This is a genomic window from Bifidobacterium apicola, assembly GCF_042846865.1.
GTDB classification, from domain to species: Bacteria; Actinomycetota; Actinomycetes; order Actinomycetales; family Bifidobacteriaceae; genus Bombiscardovia; species Bombiscardovia apicola.
In genome coordinates, this window is record NZ_BAAFQQ010000001.1 from 1,509,717 (window position 1) to 1,528,161 (window position 18,445).

Genomic DNA, 18,445 nt, shown 5'->3' on the forward strand with positions numbered 1-18,445 from the left:
GGAATGGCCATGACATGCAAATGGTGATGACATAAATCGCTAATCATCTGGATGAGTTTCTTGATTTTCATCAGCCTGCAATTATGACTGGCCTAGGGGGGGGAGCGTAGCTTCATTAGGGTATTCAAAAAGGAAACTGGTTATACGCCTTATGTCTATGTTATGGACGCGCCATCAACTCATCTCGAAGAATGCTCAGCAATTCCTCCAAGTCTGTCGAATGTATAGCTCAGAATTGCGGATATTCCAAGCCGTCCGTCTTTTGTAGCGCTTTTAAATCAAAAGTATGTATGTCACCTATTGAGTATCGTCGCTGCACTTTGTAGACGATGGATGGATCGTTGAACTTGTCGATTATATGTGGTTGTCGCCGAACGGTAGACTGATGTAATATCCTTAATGCGATGCAGATCATTTGTGACTGAGAGCGCTCCTGCGCATTTGTTTGAGCCGGATTTAATTTGTATAATCTATGTTGGAGTTCAAAGTTTTATGTGTATCGCGTAAATGGATAAGTCGCCGCAGGGCGTGGATTGAAATAAGGACGCGGCCGTGGACACCTGCTATGTGGGGCGGGTCGCTCCCTTCACGGGAGCGTGGGTTGAAATTGCAAAGGCAGACGGCGCTGGTCTCCAACACTTGGTCGCTCCCTTCGCGGGGGCGTGAATTGGGGATGCCACTACGTATGGTTCTCTGCCTGCGGTATACGCCCCCCCCCCCCGTAGAAGCCTGAATTGGAAAACCGATCATGCTACTCTGAATCACCCAGACAACACTGTTTTTTAGCGGGAACATGCATTAAAACTGTTCTTTCCCCAGAACTCCGTTAAGAATTGTATTCCTTCTAAACATGAGTATGAGTTGCTGCTCAGGTATAGTGTCAATCTTTTTTATGTCGTTCTCTTGTTCCTAGCTGCAAGAGTGCTGTGCTCCCTGCATTCGCGAGAATGATCCCAAGTAGTGACCGGGACTTTTCGTAGTATAGAAATACTACTGTCCCTCCCTGCAGATGCAGGGACAATCCTGCAGGGCATCGGATGGATGCACTCATGTTCGCAAAGATGAGAGGAGATGAATGGCTTTGGACGAGGATTTCATGAAAAATGGCAACTAAGGATAAGGCCTGTACCACTTATGACCGTATTCTCCAGAAGAGGGTTGATGACTATACGTCAAAGTATTCCATTACTGATGACATGGATGATGCAGAGCGCAGAGTCTGGGATTCGCTGGATGATGAGGACAGGCGAATGATCCAGTCGGATCGTACGTACTATGGGACAAACTATGGTGCCGGCTTCGGCGGTGACACCAAGGTAAGTTTCTACGATGTCCTCGGCATCAGGCAGTTCGACTGATTCATTCCCGGGCTCCCATATTATGTTGCAATCAGCAAAAGAATCGCTACTGGGGCCCCGGTGAGAATTGATAACTGCTTCATAGTTCGTGCACGAGTGTTTGATTCTCCTGTAGCTGTAATAATCGCATTGGTGCGCCTGATTGAAAGTTTTGTTTGCCTTTCAAGGCATCCATTTACCGCTTTGCGGATGACTAGCAGGATATTTGAACACGGATTGTCATGGTTTTCAGATGCGTATGATCGGCTGGTCAGAAGACACTGCCGGGTGCTCCTCGGATACGTGGGGAGTGATTCTGGGTCTGCAGCGTTTTCGGTCGCAGAAATCAGGTGTTCCTCGCGTCTGCGGGGATGAACTATACCGCTTGCAGGATGACTCCATTTATCTGCTATCGTCTGGATGCCAAGTGTTTACGAATTGTACTTTTCGCTCTTAAGCGCGGGCTTGCCCCCCGGTATAAGCTTGTAGGCGATGTGTCCACGAGTAGCGGACTTGGAGGTGTGGTCGCCGATGGAGCAATTCGACGATGCGGATGGCGCAAAATCCGGCAGAAGCGATGCAGCGGGTTCTGTGGCTGTGCCATCGCACTCTGATGAAGTGACTTCGGTGAACAAGGTTTCGGCTCATCCTGAGGCGACCATTCCAGATTCGGAATACTCCCTGGCTGAGATCGAGCAGCGCCGTGCTCGCCCGGTCCGCTGGGTGGTCTTCGCGCTGGCGGTCCTTCTGGCCATCGTCATTCCTTACGGATACGGGCGCTCGCTGGCCATCAACCATACTCAGGGCGTGCTCCACTATGCCTCGGTCCTGGACCCGCGGGGCATAGCTCTGATTGCCTGGACCGTGACTGTGCTGGCCTTTATGGGCATCGGCATGTCCATCATCGAGTCGTCCTCATGGTTCTGGCGGGTGGTCTTCGTGCTGGGCCTGGCCGCCGAACAGCTGATCGCCGGCCTCTGCCTGCTCAAGATGAACTTCTGGTACAGCACCTTCGTCGTCTATCAGCATCAGGCCATCCTGGCCAATGCGGCCAACTTGGGCATTATCGCGGCTGGGCTGGGCGTGGCGGCTTTTGCGGTTATCTTCGTGGCCATTCTGGTCTGTGTGCGCAAGGATTCCCCCTGGAACACGCTGACTCACAGCTGGTCGGCCCTGTCCATGTTCTTCATCATTGAACTGATTGCCATCGCCATCGTCCTCTTCGGAGGTCTCATCACCGCGGCATAAATCATAGGATCGCTGAATTTACTAGAATATGCTGCGTGATGGGTGACGTTAGCAGACCAGTTGTGGTTTTGGGCTGATTCCTGTCCGCACGCTGTCAAGTGGTGCGAGCGTAAGACCAGGATGCTGCCTTCCATAGATTGCTGTAGCGCTATTGTATTGAGCACGGGGGATGGAGCTGATGCATCATATTGGCTTTACTCCGCTAATTCCCGATCCAGGCGTTTGGCTATCGAACCACCGTAGAAGGTATCTATGAGGGGTAGGTCCATGCAGGTTATAAGCAGAGCTAAGAATGGCCAGCTCAGGTAGGTATGGACCCATTCGGGAAGGGTGAAGGAATCAGTGATGAACAAGAGCGGCACGAGGACGAATGCGGTGTAGCCGAGGACGTGGATGGTGTGGGGGATGGTGGTTCCGGTGATGTATCGCATGTCGATCCAGTAGTTGTGAAGGGCGGTTTGGAGTTCGCGGCTGCTGGCCGGGGTCATGTGGTGTTGGGGGAATTGCCGGTGGGTGGCCCAGGCCCATGTGCCGATGCCGATGGCGAGGCCCAGAACGCAGCTGACGATTGCCGAGGTCAGTGGGGGCATGTCCAGGAGTACCTCGCCGCCCTGGAGGGGACGGTGCGGCCTGGAGCGGTGCCATGTGCGGGCTATTTTGAGGGCGGATATGAGGATGATGACGATCAGCGCGATGGTGTATATGGGGGCGGCATAGTGTCGTCTGTTGTATTCCTTGGCTTCCGGGGTCCTGTAGAGCATGGGTGCCTTGACGGGCTGGTTGCGGACGCGGTCCCAGTAGACGCGGGTGAACCGGTCGGGCAGGAAGCCGATGGCTTCGTAGCGCCACCATGCGGGGCGGCTGGCGTGCCAGTGCGGCATCGGCCGTGTCCGGCGGCGGACCGGGTCCTCCCGTCGGTGGTCGCGGGCAAGGGCGCGGACCTGACGGGCGCGCAGGAGCCTGGTGACGGGGTTGTCGGGTCCCTTCCAGGCCAGGAGGCTGACCTGGTCCTGGGCGAAGGTGACCAGGTCGGGGTCGGGGGTGTGTCCGACGCCGGTCTCGGGCAGGGGGGCATCGCCGCCGGGGACCACGCCGGGTCCGCAGGCAACGCCGCCCACGGAGCAGATCCTGCCCGCGTACCATGGGCCGGATGACCCGGTGGCCTGTGCGGGTGGCTGCACGTACTGGCCGACCAGGCGGACCACCAGCCCGTCCTCTCCCAGCCCGTCGAACCATCCGGTGCCTCTGTAGGCCCCGGCTACGGTGGCGGGCCCGTCGGCCAGGACGACCAGCGAGCCCAGGGGCAGGACCTGCCCGGGCCGGGGCCGGCCAATCCTGCCGCGCCGCCGCCACACATGCCCCTGGAAGGTCTGCAGACACAGGCCCCGTGCCAGGAGGTAGGGCGCCAGGACACGGTCCATCAGCCGCCTCGACCTCCACGCATTGAACGACACCACCGCAAGCAACCAGACCAGCACCACCGGAGCGCCGAATAGGACATCTACCAATAGGTACCCCATCAGTACGCACCCCCTAATATCATTTCTGGTTTCAATCCGAGCCGTGCACATGGCAATGCAGGAGACAGCGGGAAAGCTACCATAGATTGTCCTTAAAGTGGTCCCACATGTCATCTCCGTTCCCGCGATTGACGGAATTGTCGTAAAAAGCGTTGGTGGCTGCTGCACCGAGATATCCTACGACTAAACCAATTCCAGCTCCTACAATCGTACCTAGTCCGGGGACGATTGATCCCACAATTGCTCCAGCGGCGGCCCCTGATGAAGCACCTGCAAAACCAGCAGAGGCAGTGATCAGGCCATGAGCTATAGCATCTTGGGTAGCGGCCTGTTGTCCGTAGGCTTCCTTGCGTGCATAGTATGTGCCGAAGGAATCAGCAATACCGCCAACTATGCAGCCGAAGGCACCAACTTTTGCAGCCGTGCCGGCAGCCTTGTTGGCAACTTGAAATATATCCCCCGTGGTTTTGGTTGCCGGTGCAACCAGGCTACCCCCATCAATGAGTCCACCAACTACTGGTCCCAGCCAATTTCCCGACAACCCATCCCCAATGAGGCCCGCTGTCTTCAACCCCTCAATAAGGGCAGGATCGGCTTTCATGAGTTCAGCGATGCCGCTCAATGATTCAAAACCGCCAGAAAGAAAATCGCCGACCGTGGAAGAGTGGTTCAATATGTTGAGCTGCATAGCCTTGGCTGTTGCTTCATCCACGCATCCATCAAGGTTCTGTTTGGTTCTCTTGGCAGCGTCCTTATATTGTTCCCTGACCCAGCTGACTTCACCCTTCAACCGCTTGATTTCAGCCTTGTCGTCAGCAACGAGCTTTTGGTAACGAGTTATGCTCTCGTTTGTCGAATTAATGACACCAAGCAGACGATTGGTATCCCGCGACATGCTATCCCCGTTGGTTTGCCTGACCTTTTTCAGGTTGTCGCTGTTTGTTTTCAACGTCTGTTTCGCTTGGTCGAGTTTCTTCTGATACTGCGCGATTGAGTCACGAAGGTCCATTGCTCTTTGGCAATCTTTGTATGCGGTTTGTTGGCTCGTATCAACTGCAGACCCCCAGCGGCTTAATGCTTGATTGATGTCCCCGCAGACATCCGAAAGGCGTCCGGCAAACTGTGCCACCTGAGAAAGGGACTGTTGGAGCTGTTTTGCTGAATCGCCTTTGAAATCAGGTGCCTTGCCGCAAGCGCTGATAATGGAGTGACTCACTTCGTTGCAGCGGTCACCGTTCGCGGAAAACTGCGAGGCCAGTCTGTCGATTGCGCTCTTCCCTCCTGGTACAGGGTTCTTTGATAGTTCAAGAGCCGACCAATCCAAATCTGAAGTGCCCATGGTGTCGTATCCTTAAGTGGTGCCATCCCCGTCAATGCAAATACGAAAAGTTGTGATTTTTTATTCGCGTTTTTCGATTTCAACGCTCAGCTTGTCATCGACATTGCTTGTCTGCATGGTTACCGACTCAATGAACTGATTAAGAACGTGAACAGATTGCTGAAGGTTCAACAAACGCTGTTTTAGGTTGTCATTGACCCGATTCGTGCTGTCGGCTACTGAGTTGTCCCCTAATCCGTTTTCACCCTGAGCGCTATCGACGTCAATGTTTTGTACTTCGGATTCCCAGTTTTTGTCGGCCTGGTTCAGGGTTCTGCTCATGTCGCCAAGCTGGCCGTAATCCACGGAAAAGTCCACCATGGTCTTCTCCCGTCTATTCCTTTTATCGAGTATGTCCTATGTGGCCGGTAACTGAATCAGAGATGAAGGTGGGGGTAGTCGGTTGATTTGGTGACTTCGTCAAATGTTCGTTCATAGGATTGTTCCTCGGCGTTGATATATCCCATGAATACTATTTCCGTGACGTCTGGACGGTTGAAGAAGATGGTCTTGGCCGGATCCGTCATGCCGTACGGGAATTGTACGGCACCATAGTCAAAGTAGCCCGTTGTTCCATTCATGACTGTCAACGGAGCGCGGGCGATGATAACTAGCAGGGTACCTGGGTCTCTTCCGGTTTTCACCACGGATCCCAAAGGAAGAATGGTATCTTCTGGTTTGACGGAGTCCTGCTCGGGTTGCTTCATTACGTGCTCCTCTTTGATGGATGAATCGAGTTACATTCCTTCAACTTCTCTAATAACCTATGATGATATTACACGGTAAATCACGGTCGGCTCATGCAACAAAGTGGGACATCTTCGCTGCATCGGAGTGAAATGGCTCATCTCTCATTGGCGCCAATCCAATTTTCGCTACGGTGCAAGCGATAACCACGTTCATAGCAGCAGTGCCATAGTTGGGGAAAGTAATCGATTGTGTTGGTTCGTCATGGTCGAGCAGGGAAATTGGTGGAGCTGAGATAAGGGGCACATGTGTATTCACGTAGTACAGCTTTCGCCTTTTACTCGCCGTGCTCTCCCTCATTTTGCTGATCCCGTCACTGTTTGTTTGGTCCGCAAAATGTGTATAATGGACTTTTGGCGTGTTTCGCCCGCGGATCGAGAGCGCTTCAGCATAGGGCTGGTGCACCGCGTAACGGAAGAATGCAAGAGGAGGAGCCGTGGCTCTTACGAGTGAGCAGAAGCAGGCAATCGTCAAGGAATACGCGACCCACGAGGGTGACACCGGTTCCCCCGAGGTCCAGGTGGCTCTGCTGAGCAAGCGCATCTCCGACCTGACCGAGCACCTCAAGCAGCATCAGCACGACCATCATTCGCGTCGCGGCCTGCTGCTCATGGTCGGCCATCGTCGCCGGTTGCTGGATTACCTCAAGAAGGTGGACATCAACCGCTACCGTTCCCTGGTGGAGCGTCTTGGACTACGCCACTGATATGCATGCTTTCGCCCGGGCCTAGCGCTCGGGCGCTTTTGCATGACTGAACCAGGCACCGTTAACCCCGGGATGGGGTTGTAGAAGATGGTGCCGAACTGAAATGCAAGGCTGGTCTGCAAGGCATGAAGATAGCCGGACATGGGGTTCGGCAGGACCAGACCGAAGTACAAGGACCTCCGGCAGTCAATTGATGCCGAGCATCCTGACATCAGGTAGTAAACAAGCAGTAAACAAAAGGAGGAACCCTATGGAGGGTCCCGAAATCACGGCTGTAGAAGCCACGATCGACAACGGATCATATGGCAAGCGCACGGTGCGCTTCGAGACGGGTCGTCTCGCCCAGCAGGCGGATGGGGCAGTAGCCGCCTATCTTGATGACGATTCCATGGTGTTGTCCACCACCACCGCCGGGTCCAGCCCCAAGGAGAACTACGACTTCTTCCCGCTGACCGTCGATGTGGAAGAGAAGATGTACGCTGCGGGCAAGATCCCCGGCTCCTTCTTCCGCCGCGAGGGCCGGCCCTCCAATGAGGCCATCCTGGCCTGCCGGCTGATTGACCGCCCCCTGCGCCCCCTCTTCCCGCACACCCTGCGTAACGAGGTCCAGGTTGTGGAGACCATCCTGGCTGTTAACCCCGAGGATGCCTACGACGTGCTGGCCCTGAACGCGGCCTCCGCTTCCACCCTGATTTCCGGACTGCCCTTCGAGGGGCCGGTCTCGGGTCTGCGCCTGGCCCTGATCGATGGTCAGTGGGTGGCCTTCCCCCGCTGGAGCGAGCGCGAGCGCGCCGTCTTCGAGCTGGTCGTGGCCGGCCGTGTGGTCGAGGGCGGGGATGTCGCCATCGCCATGATTGAGGCAGGCGCCGGCAAGAACGCCTGGAGCCTGATCTATGACGAGGGCCAGATCAAGCCCGATGAAGAGGTGGTCGCCCAGGGTCTTGAGGCCGCCAAGCCCTTCATCAAGGTTCTGTGTGAGGCCCAGAGCGAGCTCAAGGCCAAGGCTGCCAAGCCTACCAAGGACTTCCAACTCTTCCCTGAGTACACCGACGAGCTCTACGCGCGCATCGACCAGGTGGCTCATGCTGACCTGGACCAAGCTCTCTCTATCGCGGAGAAGCTGCCCCGCCAGGATCGTATCCACGAGATCAAGGAGAAGGTCCGCGAGGCCCTGGCCGACGAGTTCACCGACATGGACGAGGCCGAGAAAGACAAGGAGCTGGGCAACGCCTTCAAGGAGCTCCAGCGCCAGATCGTCCGTCGTCGCATCCTGACCCAGGACTACCGCATTGACGGCCGCGGCCTGCGCGACATCCGCACTCTGTCCGCCGAGGTGGACGTGGTGCCCCGCGTGCACGGCTCCGCACTCTTCCAGCGCGGCGAGACCCAGGTGCTGGGCGTCACCACACTGAACATGCTGAAGATGGAGCAGACCATCGACGCCCTGTCCGGTCCCACCACCAAGCGCTACATGCACAACTACGAAATGCCACCCTATTCGACTGGCGAAACCGGCCGCGTGGGTTCGCCCAAGCGCCGCGAGGTGGGCCATGGCAACCTGGCCGAGCGCGCGCTGATCCCGGTGCTGCCCAGCCGCGAGGAGTTCCCCTACGCCATCCGTCAGGTCTCCGAGGCCATCGGCTCCAACGGGTCCACCTCCATGGGCTCCGTCTGCGCCTCCACCCTGTCCCTGCTGGCTGCCGGCGTGCCTCTGAAGGCCCCTGTGGCGGGCATCGCCATGGGTCTGGTCACAGGCGAGGTCGACGGTCGGCCCACCTACAAGACCCTGACCGACATTCTGGGTGCCGAGGATGCCTTCGGCGACATGGACTTCAAGGTGGCCGGCACCTCCGAGTTCATCACCTCCCTGCAGCTGGATACCAAGCTGGACGGCATTCCCGCCGACATCCTGGCCGCCGCCCTGCAGCAGGCCAAGGAAGCCCGGGCCACCATCCTGGACGTGATCAACGAGTGCATCGACGGGCCTGCCGAGATGAGCCCCTATGCGCCGCGCATCATCACCACCCAGGTTCCTGTAGACAAGATCGGCGAGGTCATCGGACCCAAGGGCAAGATGATCAACCAGATCCAGGAGGACACCGGCGCCGACGTCTCCATCGAGGACGACGGCACGGTCTACATCGCCTCCGAGGGCGGCGAGGCTGCAGCCAAGGCCAAGGAGGTCATCGACCAGATTGCCAACCCGCACGTGCCTGAGACGGGGGAGACCTTCAACGGCAAGGTGGTCAAGATCACCAGCTTCGGTGCCTTTGTCAACCTGACCCCCGGCACCGACGGACTTCTGCACATCTCGCAGATCCGCAACCTGGCCAACGGCGAGCGCATTGACTCCGTGGAGGACGTCCTCAAGGAGGGCGACACTGTCGAGGTCATTGTCCAGGGTGTAGACGACCGCGGCAAGATCTCCCTGGCTATCCCCGGCTTCGAGGACCAGCAGTCCGCAGGGGGCCGTGATCGCGGTGGCCATGGCGACCGTCGTGACCGTGGTGGCGACCGTCGTGATCGCGGTGGTCGTGGCGACCGTGATCGTCGTGATCACCGCAGCCGTTCCTTAGAGCGCGAGGACCGGTATGAGGCCCCGCGTCGTTCCCGCTCCGAGCGTGATGATCGCTACTACGACGACGAGGGCCAGGAGGATCGTCCCCGGCACCGTCGTCAGAGCCGCGACCGCGATTATGAGGATGGCGGAGACTGGTTCGAGGACGAGGACCGTAGCTCCCGCCGCGATCGTCGTCGGGTCTCCCGCGACGAGGACGAGGATCGTGGCGGTCGGGGCCGTGGCGAACGTCGTGGCCGTACTGACCGTGGCGGCCGTCATGAGCGTCGTTCTTCCGGACGTGGCGGCTATCGTGGCCGCAGGGAGAATCCGCGCTACGCTGCCGACGAGCACTACGACGAGTACCGGGCAGACCGGGAGGAGCGCTCCGAGCGCCCTCGTCGCCGCGTGCGCAGGGACTTCGATCCCTTCGACAGTGAGGATTGATTCCCACTGATGCCGGGGCCCCGTTCCATTGGACGGGGTCCCGTTTTTGTCTCTTCTGAATTTAGTGAGAGAATGGCAGCATGCCTGTATCAATGATCGTGCTCGCTATCATCCTTGTGTTGGTCGTGTTGCTGGTCATCTGGGGAATCGGTATCTACAACGGTTTGGTCAACCTGCGCAACCGGGTGGCCAATGGCTGGGCACAAATCGACGTCCAGCTCAAGCAGCGTGCCGACCTGGTGCCCAACCTGGTCCAGACGGTCAAGGGCTACGCCTCACACGAGTCCACCGTCCTGGAGGAGGTGATCAGGGCCCGCGCCGACGTGGCCCAGGCACAGGCCCAGACAGCTGGCGGGGACCCAATGCAAGCCCGTGCCGATGCCGAGCAGCGGCTGGGTCAATCCCTGGTCACTCTGATGGCTCGGGCGGAGGCCTACCCTGAGCTCAAGGCCAACCAGAACTTCCTGGACTTGCAGCGTCAGCTCAAGGACCTGGAGGACAAGATCGCCTACGCCAGGCAGTTCTACAATGATGTGGTTCAGAAGTTCAACACCCGCATCGAGACGGTCCCCTCAAACATCATCGCATCCCTCTTCCACTTCCGTCAGGCCCAGTACTTCCAGGCCGACGAGGGCAGCCGCCAGGCGCCAGTTGTGGACTTCGGACAGTGAACTCCCCAGCAGCCTCCTCCGGGAAGGCGGCCTCGAATCATCCCTCCTCGGGCCATCCCTCCTGGAGCACCTCACGCTTTTTCGGGGCCTTGGCGCTGGCTCTGGTGGCAGCCTTGGTGACGTGCCTCGCTGTCCTGTATATCTTCAACAGGAATCGTCCCGACCTGGTATACGATTCGGTGGATTATGATGTCCAGGTCCTGGATAATGGGGATTTGCGTATCAGCCAGACCCTGACTGTCACCATGAATTCCCGCGAGGACGACCACGGCAAGAAACACCCTTGGCGGGAGCTCTACCAGCGCTATCAGATCAAGCCTGACCGGCTGACCGGCATAAGCGACGTAAGCGTGACTGACCTGACTAATGGCTCCACATATAGGCAGACCAACCCGCTAAAGTATCCTGATGCTGTCAGGTACATTCACGACTGGGACAAGAACTGGGCCGGCACCTGGTATATGGGCATGGTCTCGGACTGGAGGCTGAAATTCTACCAGCCGGGCGATGCGGGCCAAGGGTCCGCCTGCGGCGATCTGGGCAATCAATGCCAGGTGGAGCTTGGCTGGAACTTTCCACAGACTACCAAGGATTCAGGTCGGCGCTTCCGCATCGACATGACCTTCCACGGGGTCACCACTGCCCATCCCGATGTGGCCGAATTCCAATGGGAGCCCGTGGGCGACACCAACCAGATTCCCGTTGAGCATGTGAGCGCCAATGTCAAGCTGCCCAAGCAGACAGGAACGGAGAAGGACAAGGACGCGAAGGCCTGGCTGCACTTCGCTGGCAGGGGTTCCTACCAGGTGGTGGATGACAGCCGTATCCGATTCTCCGCAGACCACATCAAGCCGGGCCAGCATCTGGATTTGGTGGTGCTCTTCGATGCGGGGAGGACTTCCTCGGTGGTCAGGACCGATTCTCAGCCGGCATGCGACCGTATTGTTGGGCAAGAGCGTCCGCAGTACGAGCACTGGCACGCTGAGCAGACCAGACGGGCGAGGATCGGACTCTTGACGGGCGTCTTGGTACTCTTGGCTGCTATCGGGCTGATTGCAGTGATGCTTTGGCGGTCCTTCCGCAATTATGGAGACTCCCAGTACCAAGGCGATATCATCTACTACCGTCAGCCTCCTGATCTGTCACCCGCCGTGGCCGCCGTTATCAACGATGTGATGCTGACCCGAGAATCCCCTATTGGCAGGCAATTGTCAGCAACCATTCTCTCCCTGGCCTCCAAGCGGGCCATCGCTCTTGTTTCCGTCAAGTATGAGGACCGGGCGAGTTTCGGCGAAGGATCTGTGACCCAGGTGAGGCGCTTGCTGCTCAAAGGCAAACAGCAGTCCATAGAGGTGGTCATCAATCCGGTCTGCAGCAAGGATCGAGCATCCCTGGCCCTGTCCTCAAGCGAGGAAGCCTGCCTGAGCATGCTGGAAGGTGCCTCCACTATGATTGGCTCCAAGAATAAACGCTTCGACCTGTATGAGATGATTGCGCTCTTCGCCAGGACTGAATCCGATAATGGCAGGGCCTACCTGGATACTTTCTACAAGGCTGTCGAGTATGAGACCGACAATGCCGACCTACGTGCCTATCGTCATAATGTAGGGATCTTTGCCTTCCTGGCTGTGCTCTTGGCTGCTTTCATTCTGTTGGCCGGATTCCTGCCGGGCACCGTACTGGTACGTGCGCCCTTGGCCATGCTTCTGGTGGCTGTGGTGACATTCTCCTTGCGCTATAACTGTTGGCGGGTGCTGAGCAGGAATGGACAGCCCATGGCCGGGCAGGTGTCGGGACTTCGGCGCTATCTGCTGGACTTCAGCGATTTTAGCCACCGGGGTGTGGAGGATCTGGTGCTCTGGGACCGTTACCTGGTTTACGCTACGGCCTTCGGCATAAGCGACCGGGTCGTCGCTCAGCTGGCACAGGGCAGCCCTGAACTGACCGACTCCGACTGGCTGAATGACCATGCGCGCGGCAGCCTGCTCTACTGGACCTTCCTGCCTTACAGCCAGGATGTTGCGGTGGCTTCCTCCCTGAGTGACCCTGAAGCATTGGCTGTCAATTCAGCGCTCGGCCAAGGTGGCGTGATTGATTTGGGTACTCAATTAACCCAGGGACTCGACCAGATTGGCGGCCTGATTGGCATGGCCAGCGGCTCTGGCAGTGTTATTGGTGGGCTTGGCGACGGTGGTGGCTCCTTCGACGGTGGCGGCGGTGGTTCCGGTGGCGGATCCTTCGGCGGCCGCTGAGACCGGGCCGCCAGCTAAGCTCGATGGGAAGCCGGCGGCGTCGAAGCCGGCCTCAATCTACAAGACGGGAGTACATGCATGACATCGGCGATGCGGGCCTTGAGGCCCTTTACTACGACAGCGGTCGGACTGGGCTGCATGGGATTGTCCATTGAGGGCAAGCCGGACCAGGCAACGGCCATTGATGTCATCCATCAGGCCCTGGATGCCGGTTGTCGGCATCTGGATACTGCCTGGTCCTACTACGAATCAGGCGGTCCTGAGCAGACCAATGAACGACTGGTTTGCCAGGCTTTGGACTCCTGGCAGGGACCTCGTCAGGATGTGCTGGTGGCTACCAAGGTGGGACACTACCGCAACTTCACCGACGGGCGGCCCACCTGGGCTGTGGACGGTCGCCCGGAGAGCCTGATCCGGCACGCCAAGGAGTCTGCCCAGGCCCTGGGCGTGGACACCATCGACCTGCTCTACCTGCACCGACCCGATCCGCAGGTGCCCTACCAGGAATCACTGGAGGCCATGGCCGAGCTGACCAAACAGGGCGTGACTCGGACTCTGGGCGTCTCCAACGTAGACATCGAGCGGATGGACCTGGCCCGTCAGATTCTGGGCGATGACCTTGTAGCCGTGCAGAACCAGTTCTCGCCTACCTTCACCAGCTCCCGCCAGGAGTTGGACCATGCTACTGAACAGGGTCTGGCCTTCGTCTGCTGGAGCCCTCTGGGAGGTTTCCGAGCGCCTAAGGACGAAACCCGTTATGATGCCTTCCGGCAGGTGGCTCAGGAGCGCGGCGTCTCCCACCAGCGCGTGGTCCTGGCCTGGGAGCTGTCCCAGAACCGCAACGTCTTTGTGGTTCCCGGGGCTCACAGGGCGGCCACCATTCTGGACTCCCTGCAGGCGGCCGACATGGAGCTGAGTGACGAGGAGATGGACCGCCTGAACCGGGCGGAGACTGCATGAGTCTCGAGTCCCAGCCAAGCGAGCAGGATGCTCAGAGCGTTCAGAGCTGTGAATCCTGGAATCGGGAACGGACCCTGCTGGACAGCAGCCCCCTGTCGGCGCTGGACGATCATGGCCGTCCGATCCCCGTCACCATTCCCATAGCCTTGGCGCCAGGGATCAAAGTGGTCTACACCACCAGGCTGGGCGGGGTCTCCTCGGGAGATTATGCTCAGCTGAATCTGGGCGGCAAGGGCGGCGATGACCCACAGGCAGTGGCTGCTAACCGTCAGGCCCTGGGCCGTCAGTTGGACCGCACCATAGTTCTGGTGGACCAGGTTCACTCGGCCCGAGTCTGGGATGCTGATCAGGATCAGCTCCTTGGGCGCTGTGAGGCTGATGCACAGGTGACCACCCGTCGTGACCTGGCCTTGGGCATCTTCGCTGCCGATTGCCTCCCTGTGCTTTTGGCTGACTCCAAGGCCGGCGTGATGGGGGCGGCACACTGTGGCCGTCGTGGTTTGGTTGCCGGAGTCATTCCGGCCACAGTCCGGGCCATGGTCGGCAAGGGCGCCGACCCGTCCCGGATCATGGCGACCCTGGGACCTCGGATCTGTGCTGCCTGCTATCAAATGGGTTCGGACCTGGCCGATGACTTCGAGCAGCGTTTTCCTGGCGCATCCGGCCCCTGTCGATTCGGCGGAATCGCCATTGACATTGCCTTCGCAGCCAGGATGGAGCTGAAAGCGGCGGGAGTGACGCGGATTGTTGACTCCGCTCCCCGAGTTGGCGCTGCCACCAGCTATCTGCGTCGGGATCCGGACCTGAGAGAATTGTGCGACCAGGATCACGAAGGCCCCTCCCTGTCGAAGCGTCTTGATGATCTGCGTCGACCGCTGTGCACCCTGGAGAACCCGCTCTGGTACTCCCATCGCCGGGCATCGCTTGCTGGCAAGGCGGGGGAGGGCCGCATGTTGGCTCTTATTATGGTCGACGACTGAGGCTGCAGAGTTGGTTGGTCCCGCCCCTGGCAACGGGGGCAGTGCCTAGTGCAGATTTTCGGTGCAGATAGCGCCGGGTCTGCGCCCTTTCTCTCTGTTGCATGAGTACCGTTGAACCTATGAGTGAGAGCAGAGGGTCAGCAGCGCCGTCCGAGCTGAATCAGGATAACGCGGAGCCGGAGGAGCAGAATCAGCCTGTCGTGGCGGTGATTCTGGCGGCCGGGCTGGGCGTTCGGTTCGACGAGAGCAACCCCAAACAGCTGGTGCAGGTAGGCGGCAAGCCCATCATCGCTTGGTCCATCGAGGCCTTTCAGTTCAATGCCCGCGTCACCGACATCCTGGTCGTGGTTAACGATCGGGTACGGGAGTCTGTCGAAACTATTTTGGGCGATGACATCTACGACAAGGTTAGGATGGTCGTCAAGGGCGGCGTCGAGCGCATGGATAGCACCGAGGCGGCCCTGCAGGTCCTGGCCGAGGCGGAGATTCCGCAGGATGCCAAGTTGCTCATCCACGATGCGGTACGACCCTTCGTCGCCCAAGAGTCCATCGACGGCTGCATCGATGCCTTGGATACGTTCAATGCCGCGACCGTGGCTGTGGCCTCGACCGACACCATGCTGATGGCTGGCGATCTGGGTGAGCGCAAGGTGGTCCGTCAGGTGCCTGACCGTGACAATATGTTCCGGGCTCAGACCCCGCAGGCCTTCCGTTTTGGCACCCTCCGCAAGGCCTACGACCTAGCCGCTGCAGACCCCGACTTCCATCCAACCGATGACACCCGGGTAGTGGTGGACCGCCTGCCCGACGAGCCGGTGGCCATCGTGGCCGGCACCGAGACCAACATGAAGATCACCCTGCCCTCGGACGTGCCCATGGCTGAATGGATTGCGCGCTCTCTGGCTGGGTGAAGCCCTGTGTACCATGGGGCACATGGAGCAGATCAAGGTCATCGTCGCCGGGTACGACCATTACGAGGGTGTTGATGTCAACCCCTCCTATGAGGTCTCGCAGGCTTTGGCAGAGCATGGCATGGAGGGCATGCGGCCAGTCGGTCCCACCGAGGAGGATCCCCTGGAGGGCGTGGACCTGGCTATTTCCTCCGTCACCATGCCCGTCAGCTTTGCCAAGGCCTGGCCCATACTGCATGAGGCCATAGAGCGGGTGCACCCCGACATCATCATCGCTACAGGGCTCAAGCGTCGGGCTCGCGGAATCGCCATGGAGCGTTGCGCCGTCAATCTCAAGGAGGACGACGCTGACGATGCAGATGACCGTCAAAATTCCGGGGAGCAGAGGTCTCAGGATACCGTCCGCGAGAACAGCCGCCAGCCTATCGACCCCCAGGGTCCGGCCGCCTACTGGACCCGCCTGCCCCTGAGGGCCATCCTGCATGACTTCGGCACCTGCGGCATCCCCGCCACACTCAGCTCGGACGCGGGCACCTATGTCTGTAACGCGCTCTTCTACAATCTGCTGGCATGGGCTGCTGGCCATGCAGACGTCCTGGCCGGGTTCGTCAGCCTGCCCCTGGTCAACGAAAGCGGCGGCCAGGAGTGCGGCCTGCCCCTGGACCAGCAGATACAGGCTGTGCGCGAGGTGGTCAATGAGACCATTCGCTACTACCGGAGACCCTCCTCCAGTCCCATTCTTATTGCCTGAGACCAGTATGTAAGGTCAATGTGTCGGCGGCACGTCAGACAGCGACTTTCGACAGGTCATAGGGTAGAGTCAAGGTAAATCCACCGGACCGAAGACGCTTTTGTCGCGGGCCGGCATGTCCTGGTGGCGAAGAGGAGTGTTTCCATGGCCGAAGATCAGTTTCCCGTTGTCCTGCGAGGCTATGACAAGGAGCGGGTCGACCAGGCCCTGACGGCCTCGCGGAGCAATCTGGCCCGGTTGCGTCAGCAGATCAAGGCCGATGATGATCGCATTCTGAAGCTGGAGGCAGAACTGCAGGAGGTCAAATCCCGCAAGGTTGAACAGCCGCGCAACTCCTTCGCTTCCCTGGGGGCCAATGCCCAGCAGCTGCTGGCCTCGGCCGAGCAGACCAGCACTGAACTGCTCAACCGCGCCAAGCAAGATGCCGCATCCACTAAGACCTCCGCCCAGGAGAAGGCGACGACCCTGGTCAACGAGGCTCAGCTTGAAGCCAAGCACATCGTGGACGAGGCCAACGCCAAGGCCAAGTCGATCCTCGAGGCCGCCAATGACGAAGCCAGGACCGTCACCACAACCGCCAAGCAGCAGAGCGAACAGAACAAGGCCGCAGCCGATAAGGTTGTGGCGGAACGCCGCCAGGCCCTGGATCTGGAGCTGCAGAACTCCCGCGAGGAGCATGAGAAGCGGCTGGCTACCAGCAAGGCCACCCAGGACAAGGAGCTGTCCGAGCAGAAGGCCGAGGCCGCCAAGGAGATCGCCGACAAACGGCGCAAGAACGACGAGGAGATCGCCAAGCTCAAGAAAGAGGCCAATGATCAGATTCAGAAGGCCCTGGCCGAGGCCAACAAGAAGCTTGCCGATGTGCGTGAGCAGGTCTCCAAAAGCCTGAATGACGCCCGTCGTCAGGCCTCGGAGATCACCGACAAGGCTAAGTCCGAGGCCCAGCAGATTGTGGACGAGTCCAAGGTCACCAGTGCTCAGACCATGGCCAAGGTCAATGCAGAGGCTGAGCAGGTCCGCTCCGACATCGCTGCCCAGCAGGAGGATGCCACCAAGAAGGTGGGCGAGCTGCTCAAGAGCCTGGAGGATCGGCGAGTCAAGACCGAGAAGGAGACGCAGGAGCTGATCGAACAGGCCAAGGCCACTCGCAAGGATGCTGATTCATTCGCCTCCTTCAAGCGGGAGGAGTCCGAGCGCAAGGCCAACCAGTTGCTGGAGGAGGCCAAACAGCGCGCCCAGGCCGAAGTCGACGCCCATCGCAAGGCCGCCCAGGCTGAGCTGGACGGGCTCAAAGACCATATTGCCAAGCTGCAGCACCGGGAAGCCACAATCACCTCCCGGGTCGACGAGCTGAGGAACATCTTCTCCAAGTCCTTCGGCAACTTCGACGGCTTCCACGATGAGGCTGTGGTCAATGACCAGGACGAGGGACAGGCGCCCAGCGTGCCCGTGGTCAATGCTGTGCCTGCTGTGGATCCGCTCCCGGCTCCTGCTTCCCCGGCTTCAGCGGCCTCTTCGAAGGCTGAAGGCGAGGACCAGGCTGTGGGCCAGTCAGTTGCAGACACACAGAAAGAAGCCACTCAGGCATCGGTTGTTCCTGTGGCGGCGGGCCAGCCTGCCGATGATGAAGTGAGTGATTCCGACAGCAATTCAGCGGATGAGGCAAGCGCAGCTGCGGCTGTTCGGCCCACGGCCAGTATGCCGACTCAGGTTCTGCCTTCTCCGACGCCCAGCGTCCTGCCCGGAGCGTCTGTCAAGACTGATGATGCGCCGACCCAGGCTAAAGACGGACAGGTGCAGAAAGCGGTCGCTGACCAGGAGACTACGATCATTCCGCCCATCAGCGATGACGCTACCCCGACAGACGGGGACTGAACAGCAAACGTCATTATTCGTCAGGGCCGGGTCGCAGGCATGATCTGCGACCCGGCCTTTGCCTTACCTGGAAGTTGCGTAGCTGCAGGCCTAAACCGGCATGGG

General features: G+C 59.1%; 16 protein-coding genes. 12 read left to right on the forward strand and 4 right to left on the reverse strand.

Features of this window, described 5'->3' with window-relative positions; translation table 11 throughout:
• Positions 1-173: 173 nt before the first annotated feature.
• From ACGG9J_RS06175 to ACGG9J_RS06185, 3 genes are all read left to right on the forward strand, one after another.
• Complete coding sequence (locus tag ACGG9J_RS06175; protein WP_390135332.1) at positions 174-326, forward strand: helix-turn-helix domain-containing protein; 153 nt, start codon at positions 174-176, stop codon at positions 324-326.
• A 777-nt stretch (positions 327-1,103) separates the two neighbouring features.
• Positions 1,104-1,358, forward strand: coding sequence for a hypothetical protein (locus ACGG9J_RS06180; RefSeq protein ID WP_390134559.1), 255 nt, complete (start codon positions 1,104-1,106; stop codon positions 1,356-1,358).
• 510 nt (positions 1,359-1,868) lie between these two features.
• Positions 1,869-2,585, forward strand: a complete 717-nt coding sequence (locus ACGG9J_RS06185; protein ID WP_390134561.1) for a hypothetical protein — start codon at positions 1,869-1,871, stop codon at positions 2,583-2,585.
• A 194-nt stretch (positions 2,586-2,779) separates the two neighbouring features.
• On the opposite strand, the gene ACGG9J_RS06190 is transcribed toward ACGG9J_RS06185, so the two are convergent.
• From ACGG9J_RS06190 to ACGG9J_RS06205, 4 genes are all read right to left on the reverse strand, one after another.
• On the reverse strand, positions 2,780-4,105 hold the full coding sequence (locus tag ACGG9J_RS06190) for a hypothetical protein (RefSeq protein ID WP_390134564.1): 1,326 nt from the start codon (positions 4,103-4,105) through the stop codon (positions 2,780-2,782).
• Positions 4,106-4,181: 76 nt separating this feature from the next.
• Positions 4,182-5,444: a hypothetical protein gene (locus tag ACGG9J_RS06195; RefSeq protein ID WP_390134566.1), complete on the reverse strand. Its 1,263-nt coding sequence runs from the start codon at positions 5,442-5,444 to the stop codon at positions 4,182-4,184.
• 60 nt (positions 5,445-5,504) lie between these two features.
• Positions 5,505-5,804, reverse strand: coding sequence for a hypothetical protein (locus tag ACGG9J_RS06200; protein ID WP_390134568.1), 300 nt, complete (start codon positions 5,802-5,804; stop codon positions 5,505-5,507).
• Between the two features lie 56 nt (positions 5,805-5,860).
• A complete protein-coding gene (locus ACGG9J_RS06205) occupies positions 5,861-6,190 on the reverse strand; it encodes a DUF4176 domain-containing protein (RefSeq protein ID WP_110452634.1) in 330 nt (109 codons plus the stop codon).
• A gap of 476 nt (positions 6,191-6,666) precedes the next feature.
• Here ACGG9J_RS06205 and rpsO point away from each other — a divergent pair, with 476 nt between their 5' ends.
• The 9 genes from rpsO (at position 6,667) to ACGG9J_RS06250 (ending at position 18,340) form a co-directional block, all read left to right on the forward strand.
• The gene (rpsO, locus tag ACGG9J_RS06210) at positions 6,667-6,936 is read left to right on the forward strand and encodes a 30S ribosomal protein S15 (protein ID WP_024626835.1); all 270 of its coding nucleotides are present in this window, start codon (positions 6,667-6,669) and stop codon (positions 6,934-6,936) included.
• Positions 6,937-7,186: 250 nt separating this feature from the next.
• Positions 7,187-9,940 (forward strand): polyribonucleotide nucleotidyltransferase, encoded by a 2,754-nt coding sequence (locus ACGG9J_RS06215; protein ID WP_390134572.1) that lies wholly within the window; start codon positions 7,187-7,189, stop codon positions 9,938-9,940.
• 80 nt (positions 9,941-10,020) lie between these two features.
• The gene (locus tag ACGG9J_RS06220) at positions 10,021-10,611 is read left to right on the forward strand and encodes a LemA family protein (protein WP_390134574.1); all 591 of its coding nucleotides are present in this window, start codon (positions 10,021-10,023) and stop codon (positions 10,609-10,611) included.
• Complete coding sequence (locus ACGG9J_RS06225) at positions 10,608-12,863, forward strand: DUF2207 family protein (protein ID WP_390134576.1); 2,256 nt, start codon at positions 10,608-10,610, stop codon at positions 12,861-12,863. Before ACGG9J_RS06220 ends, ACGG9J_RS06225 begins: the two co-directional genes overlap by 4 nt.
• A gap of 78 nt (positions 12,864-12,941) precedes the next feature.
• Positions 12,942-13,823, forward strand: a complete 882-nt coding sequence (locus ACGG9J_RS06230) for an aldo/keto reductase (protein WP_390134578.1) — start codon at positions 12,942-12,944, stop codon at positions 13,821-13,823.
• The gene (locus ACGG9J_RS06235; protein WP_390134580.1) at positions 13,820-14,803 is read left to right on the forward strand and encodes a polyphenol oxidase family protein; all 984 of its coding nucleotides are present in this window, start codon (positions 13,820-13,822) and stop codon (positions 14,801-14,803) included. Before ACGG9J_RS06230 ends, ACGG9J_RS06235 begins: the two co-directional genes overlap by 4 nt.
• 119 nt (positions 14,804-14,922) lie before the next feature.
• Positions 14,923-15,714: an IspD/TarI family cytidylyltransferase gene (locus tag ACGG9J_RS06240; protein WP_390134582.1), complete on the forward strand. Its 792-nt coding sequence runs from the start codon at positions 14,923-14,925 to the stop codon at positions 15,712-15,714.
• Positions 15,715-15,736: 22 nt separating this feature from the next.
• Positions 15,737-16,465: a pyroglutamyl-peptidase I gene (locus tag ACGG9J_RS06245; RefSeq protein WP_390134584.1), complete on the forward strand. Its 729-nt coding sequence runs from the start codon at positions 15,737-15,739 to the stop codon at positions 16,463-16,465.
• Positions 16,466-16,609: 144 nt separating this feature from the next.
• On the forward strand, positions 16,610-18,340 hold the full coding sequence (locus tag ACGG9J_RS06250) for a cell division protein (RefSeq protein WP_390134586.1): 1,731 nt from the start codon (positions 16,610-16,612) through the stop codon (positions 18,338-18,340).
• The last annotated feature ends 105 nt before the right edge of the window (positions 18,341-18,445 follow it).

Bases quoted from the DNA above. Each gene is read 5' to 3' on its own strand.
- ACGG9J_RS06200 (WP_390134568.1), bottom strand. From the start codon at position 5,804: ATGGTGGACTTTTCCGTGGATTACGGCCAGCTTGGCGACATGAGCAGA.
- ACGG9J_RS06205 (WP_110452634.1), bottom strand. From the start codon at position 6,190: ATGAAGCAACCCGAGCAGGACTCCGTCAAACCAGAAGATACCATTCTT.
- ACGG9J_RS06240 (WP_390134582.1), top strand. From the start codon at position 14,923: ATGAGTGAGAGCAGAGGGTCAGCAGCGCCGTCCGAGCTGAATCAGGAT.
- ACGG9J_RS06245 (WP_390134584.1), top strand. From the start codon at position 15,737: ATGGAGCAGATCAAGGTCATCGTCGCCGGGTACGACCATTACGAGGGT.
- ACGG9J_RS06190 (WP_390134564.1), bottom strand. From the start codon at position 4,105: ATGGGGTACCTATTGGTAGATGTCCTATTCGGCGCTCCGGTGGTGCTG.
- ACGG9J_RS06250 (WP_390134586.1), top strand. From the start codon at position 16,610: ATGGCCGAAGATCAGTTTCCCGTTGTCCTGCGAGGCTATGACAAGGAG.
- ACGG9J_RS06185 (WP_390134561.1), top strand. From the start codon at position 1,869: ATGGAGCAATTCGACGATGCGGATGGCGCAAAATCCGGCAGAAGCGAT.
- ACGG9J_RS06195 (WP_390134566.1), bottom strand. From the start codon at position 5,444: ATGGGCACTTCAGATTTGGATTGGTCGGCTCTTGAACTATCAAAGAAC.
- ACGG9J_RS06230 (WP_390134578.1), top strand. From the start codon at position 12,942: ATGACATCGGCGATGCGGGCCTTGAGGCCCTTTACTACGACAGCGGTC.
- ACGG9J_RS06180 (WP_390134559.1), top strand. From the start codon at position 1,104: ATGGCAACTAAGGATAAGGCCTGTACCACTTATGACCGTATTCTCCAG.
- ACGG9J_RS06235 (WP_390134580.1), top strand. From the start codon at position 13,820: ATGAGTCTCGAGTCCCAGCCAAGCGAGCAGGATGCTCAGAGCGTTCAG.
- ACGG9J_RS06220 (WP_390134574.1), top strand. From the start codon at position 10,021: ATGCCTGTATCAATGATCGTGCTCGCTATCATCCTTGTGTTGGTCGTG.
- ACGG9J_RS06215 (WP_390134572.1), top strand. From the start codon at position 7,187: ATGGAGGGTCCCGAAATCACGGCTGTAGAAGCCACGATCGACAACGGA.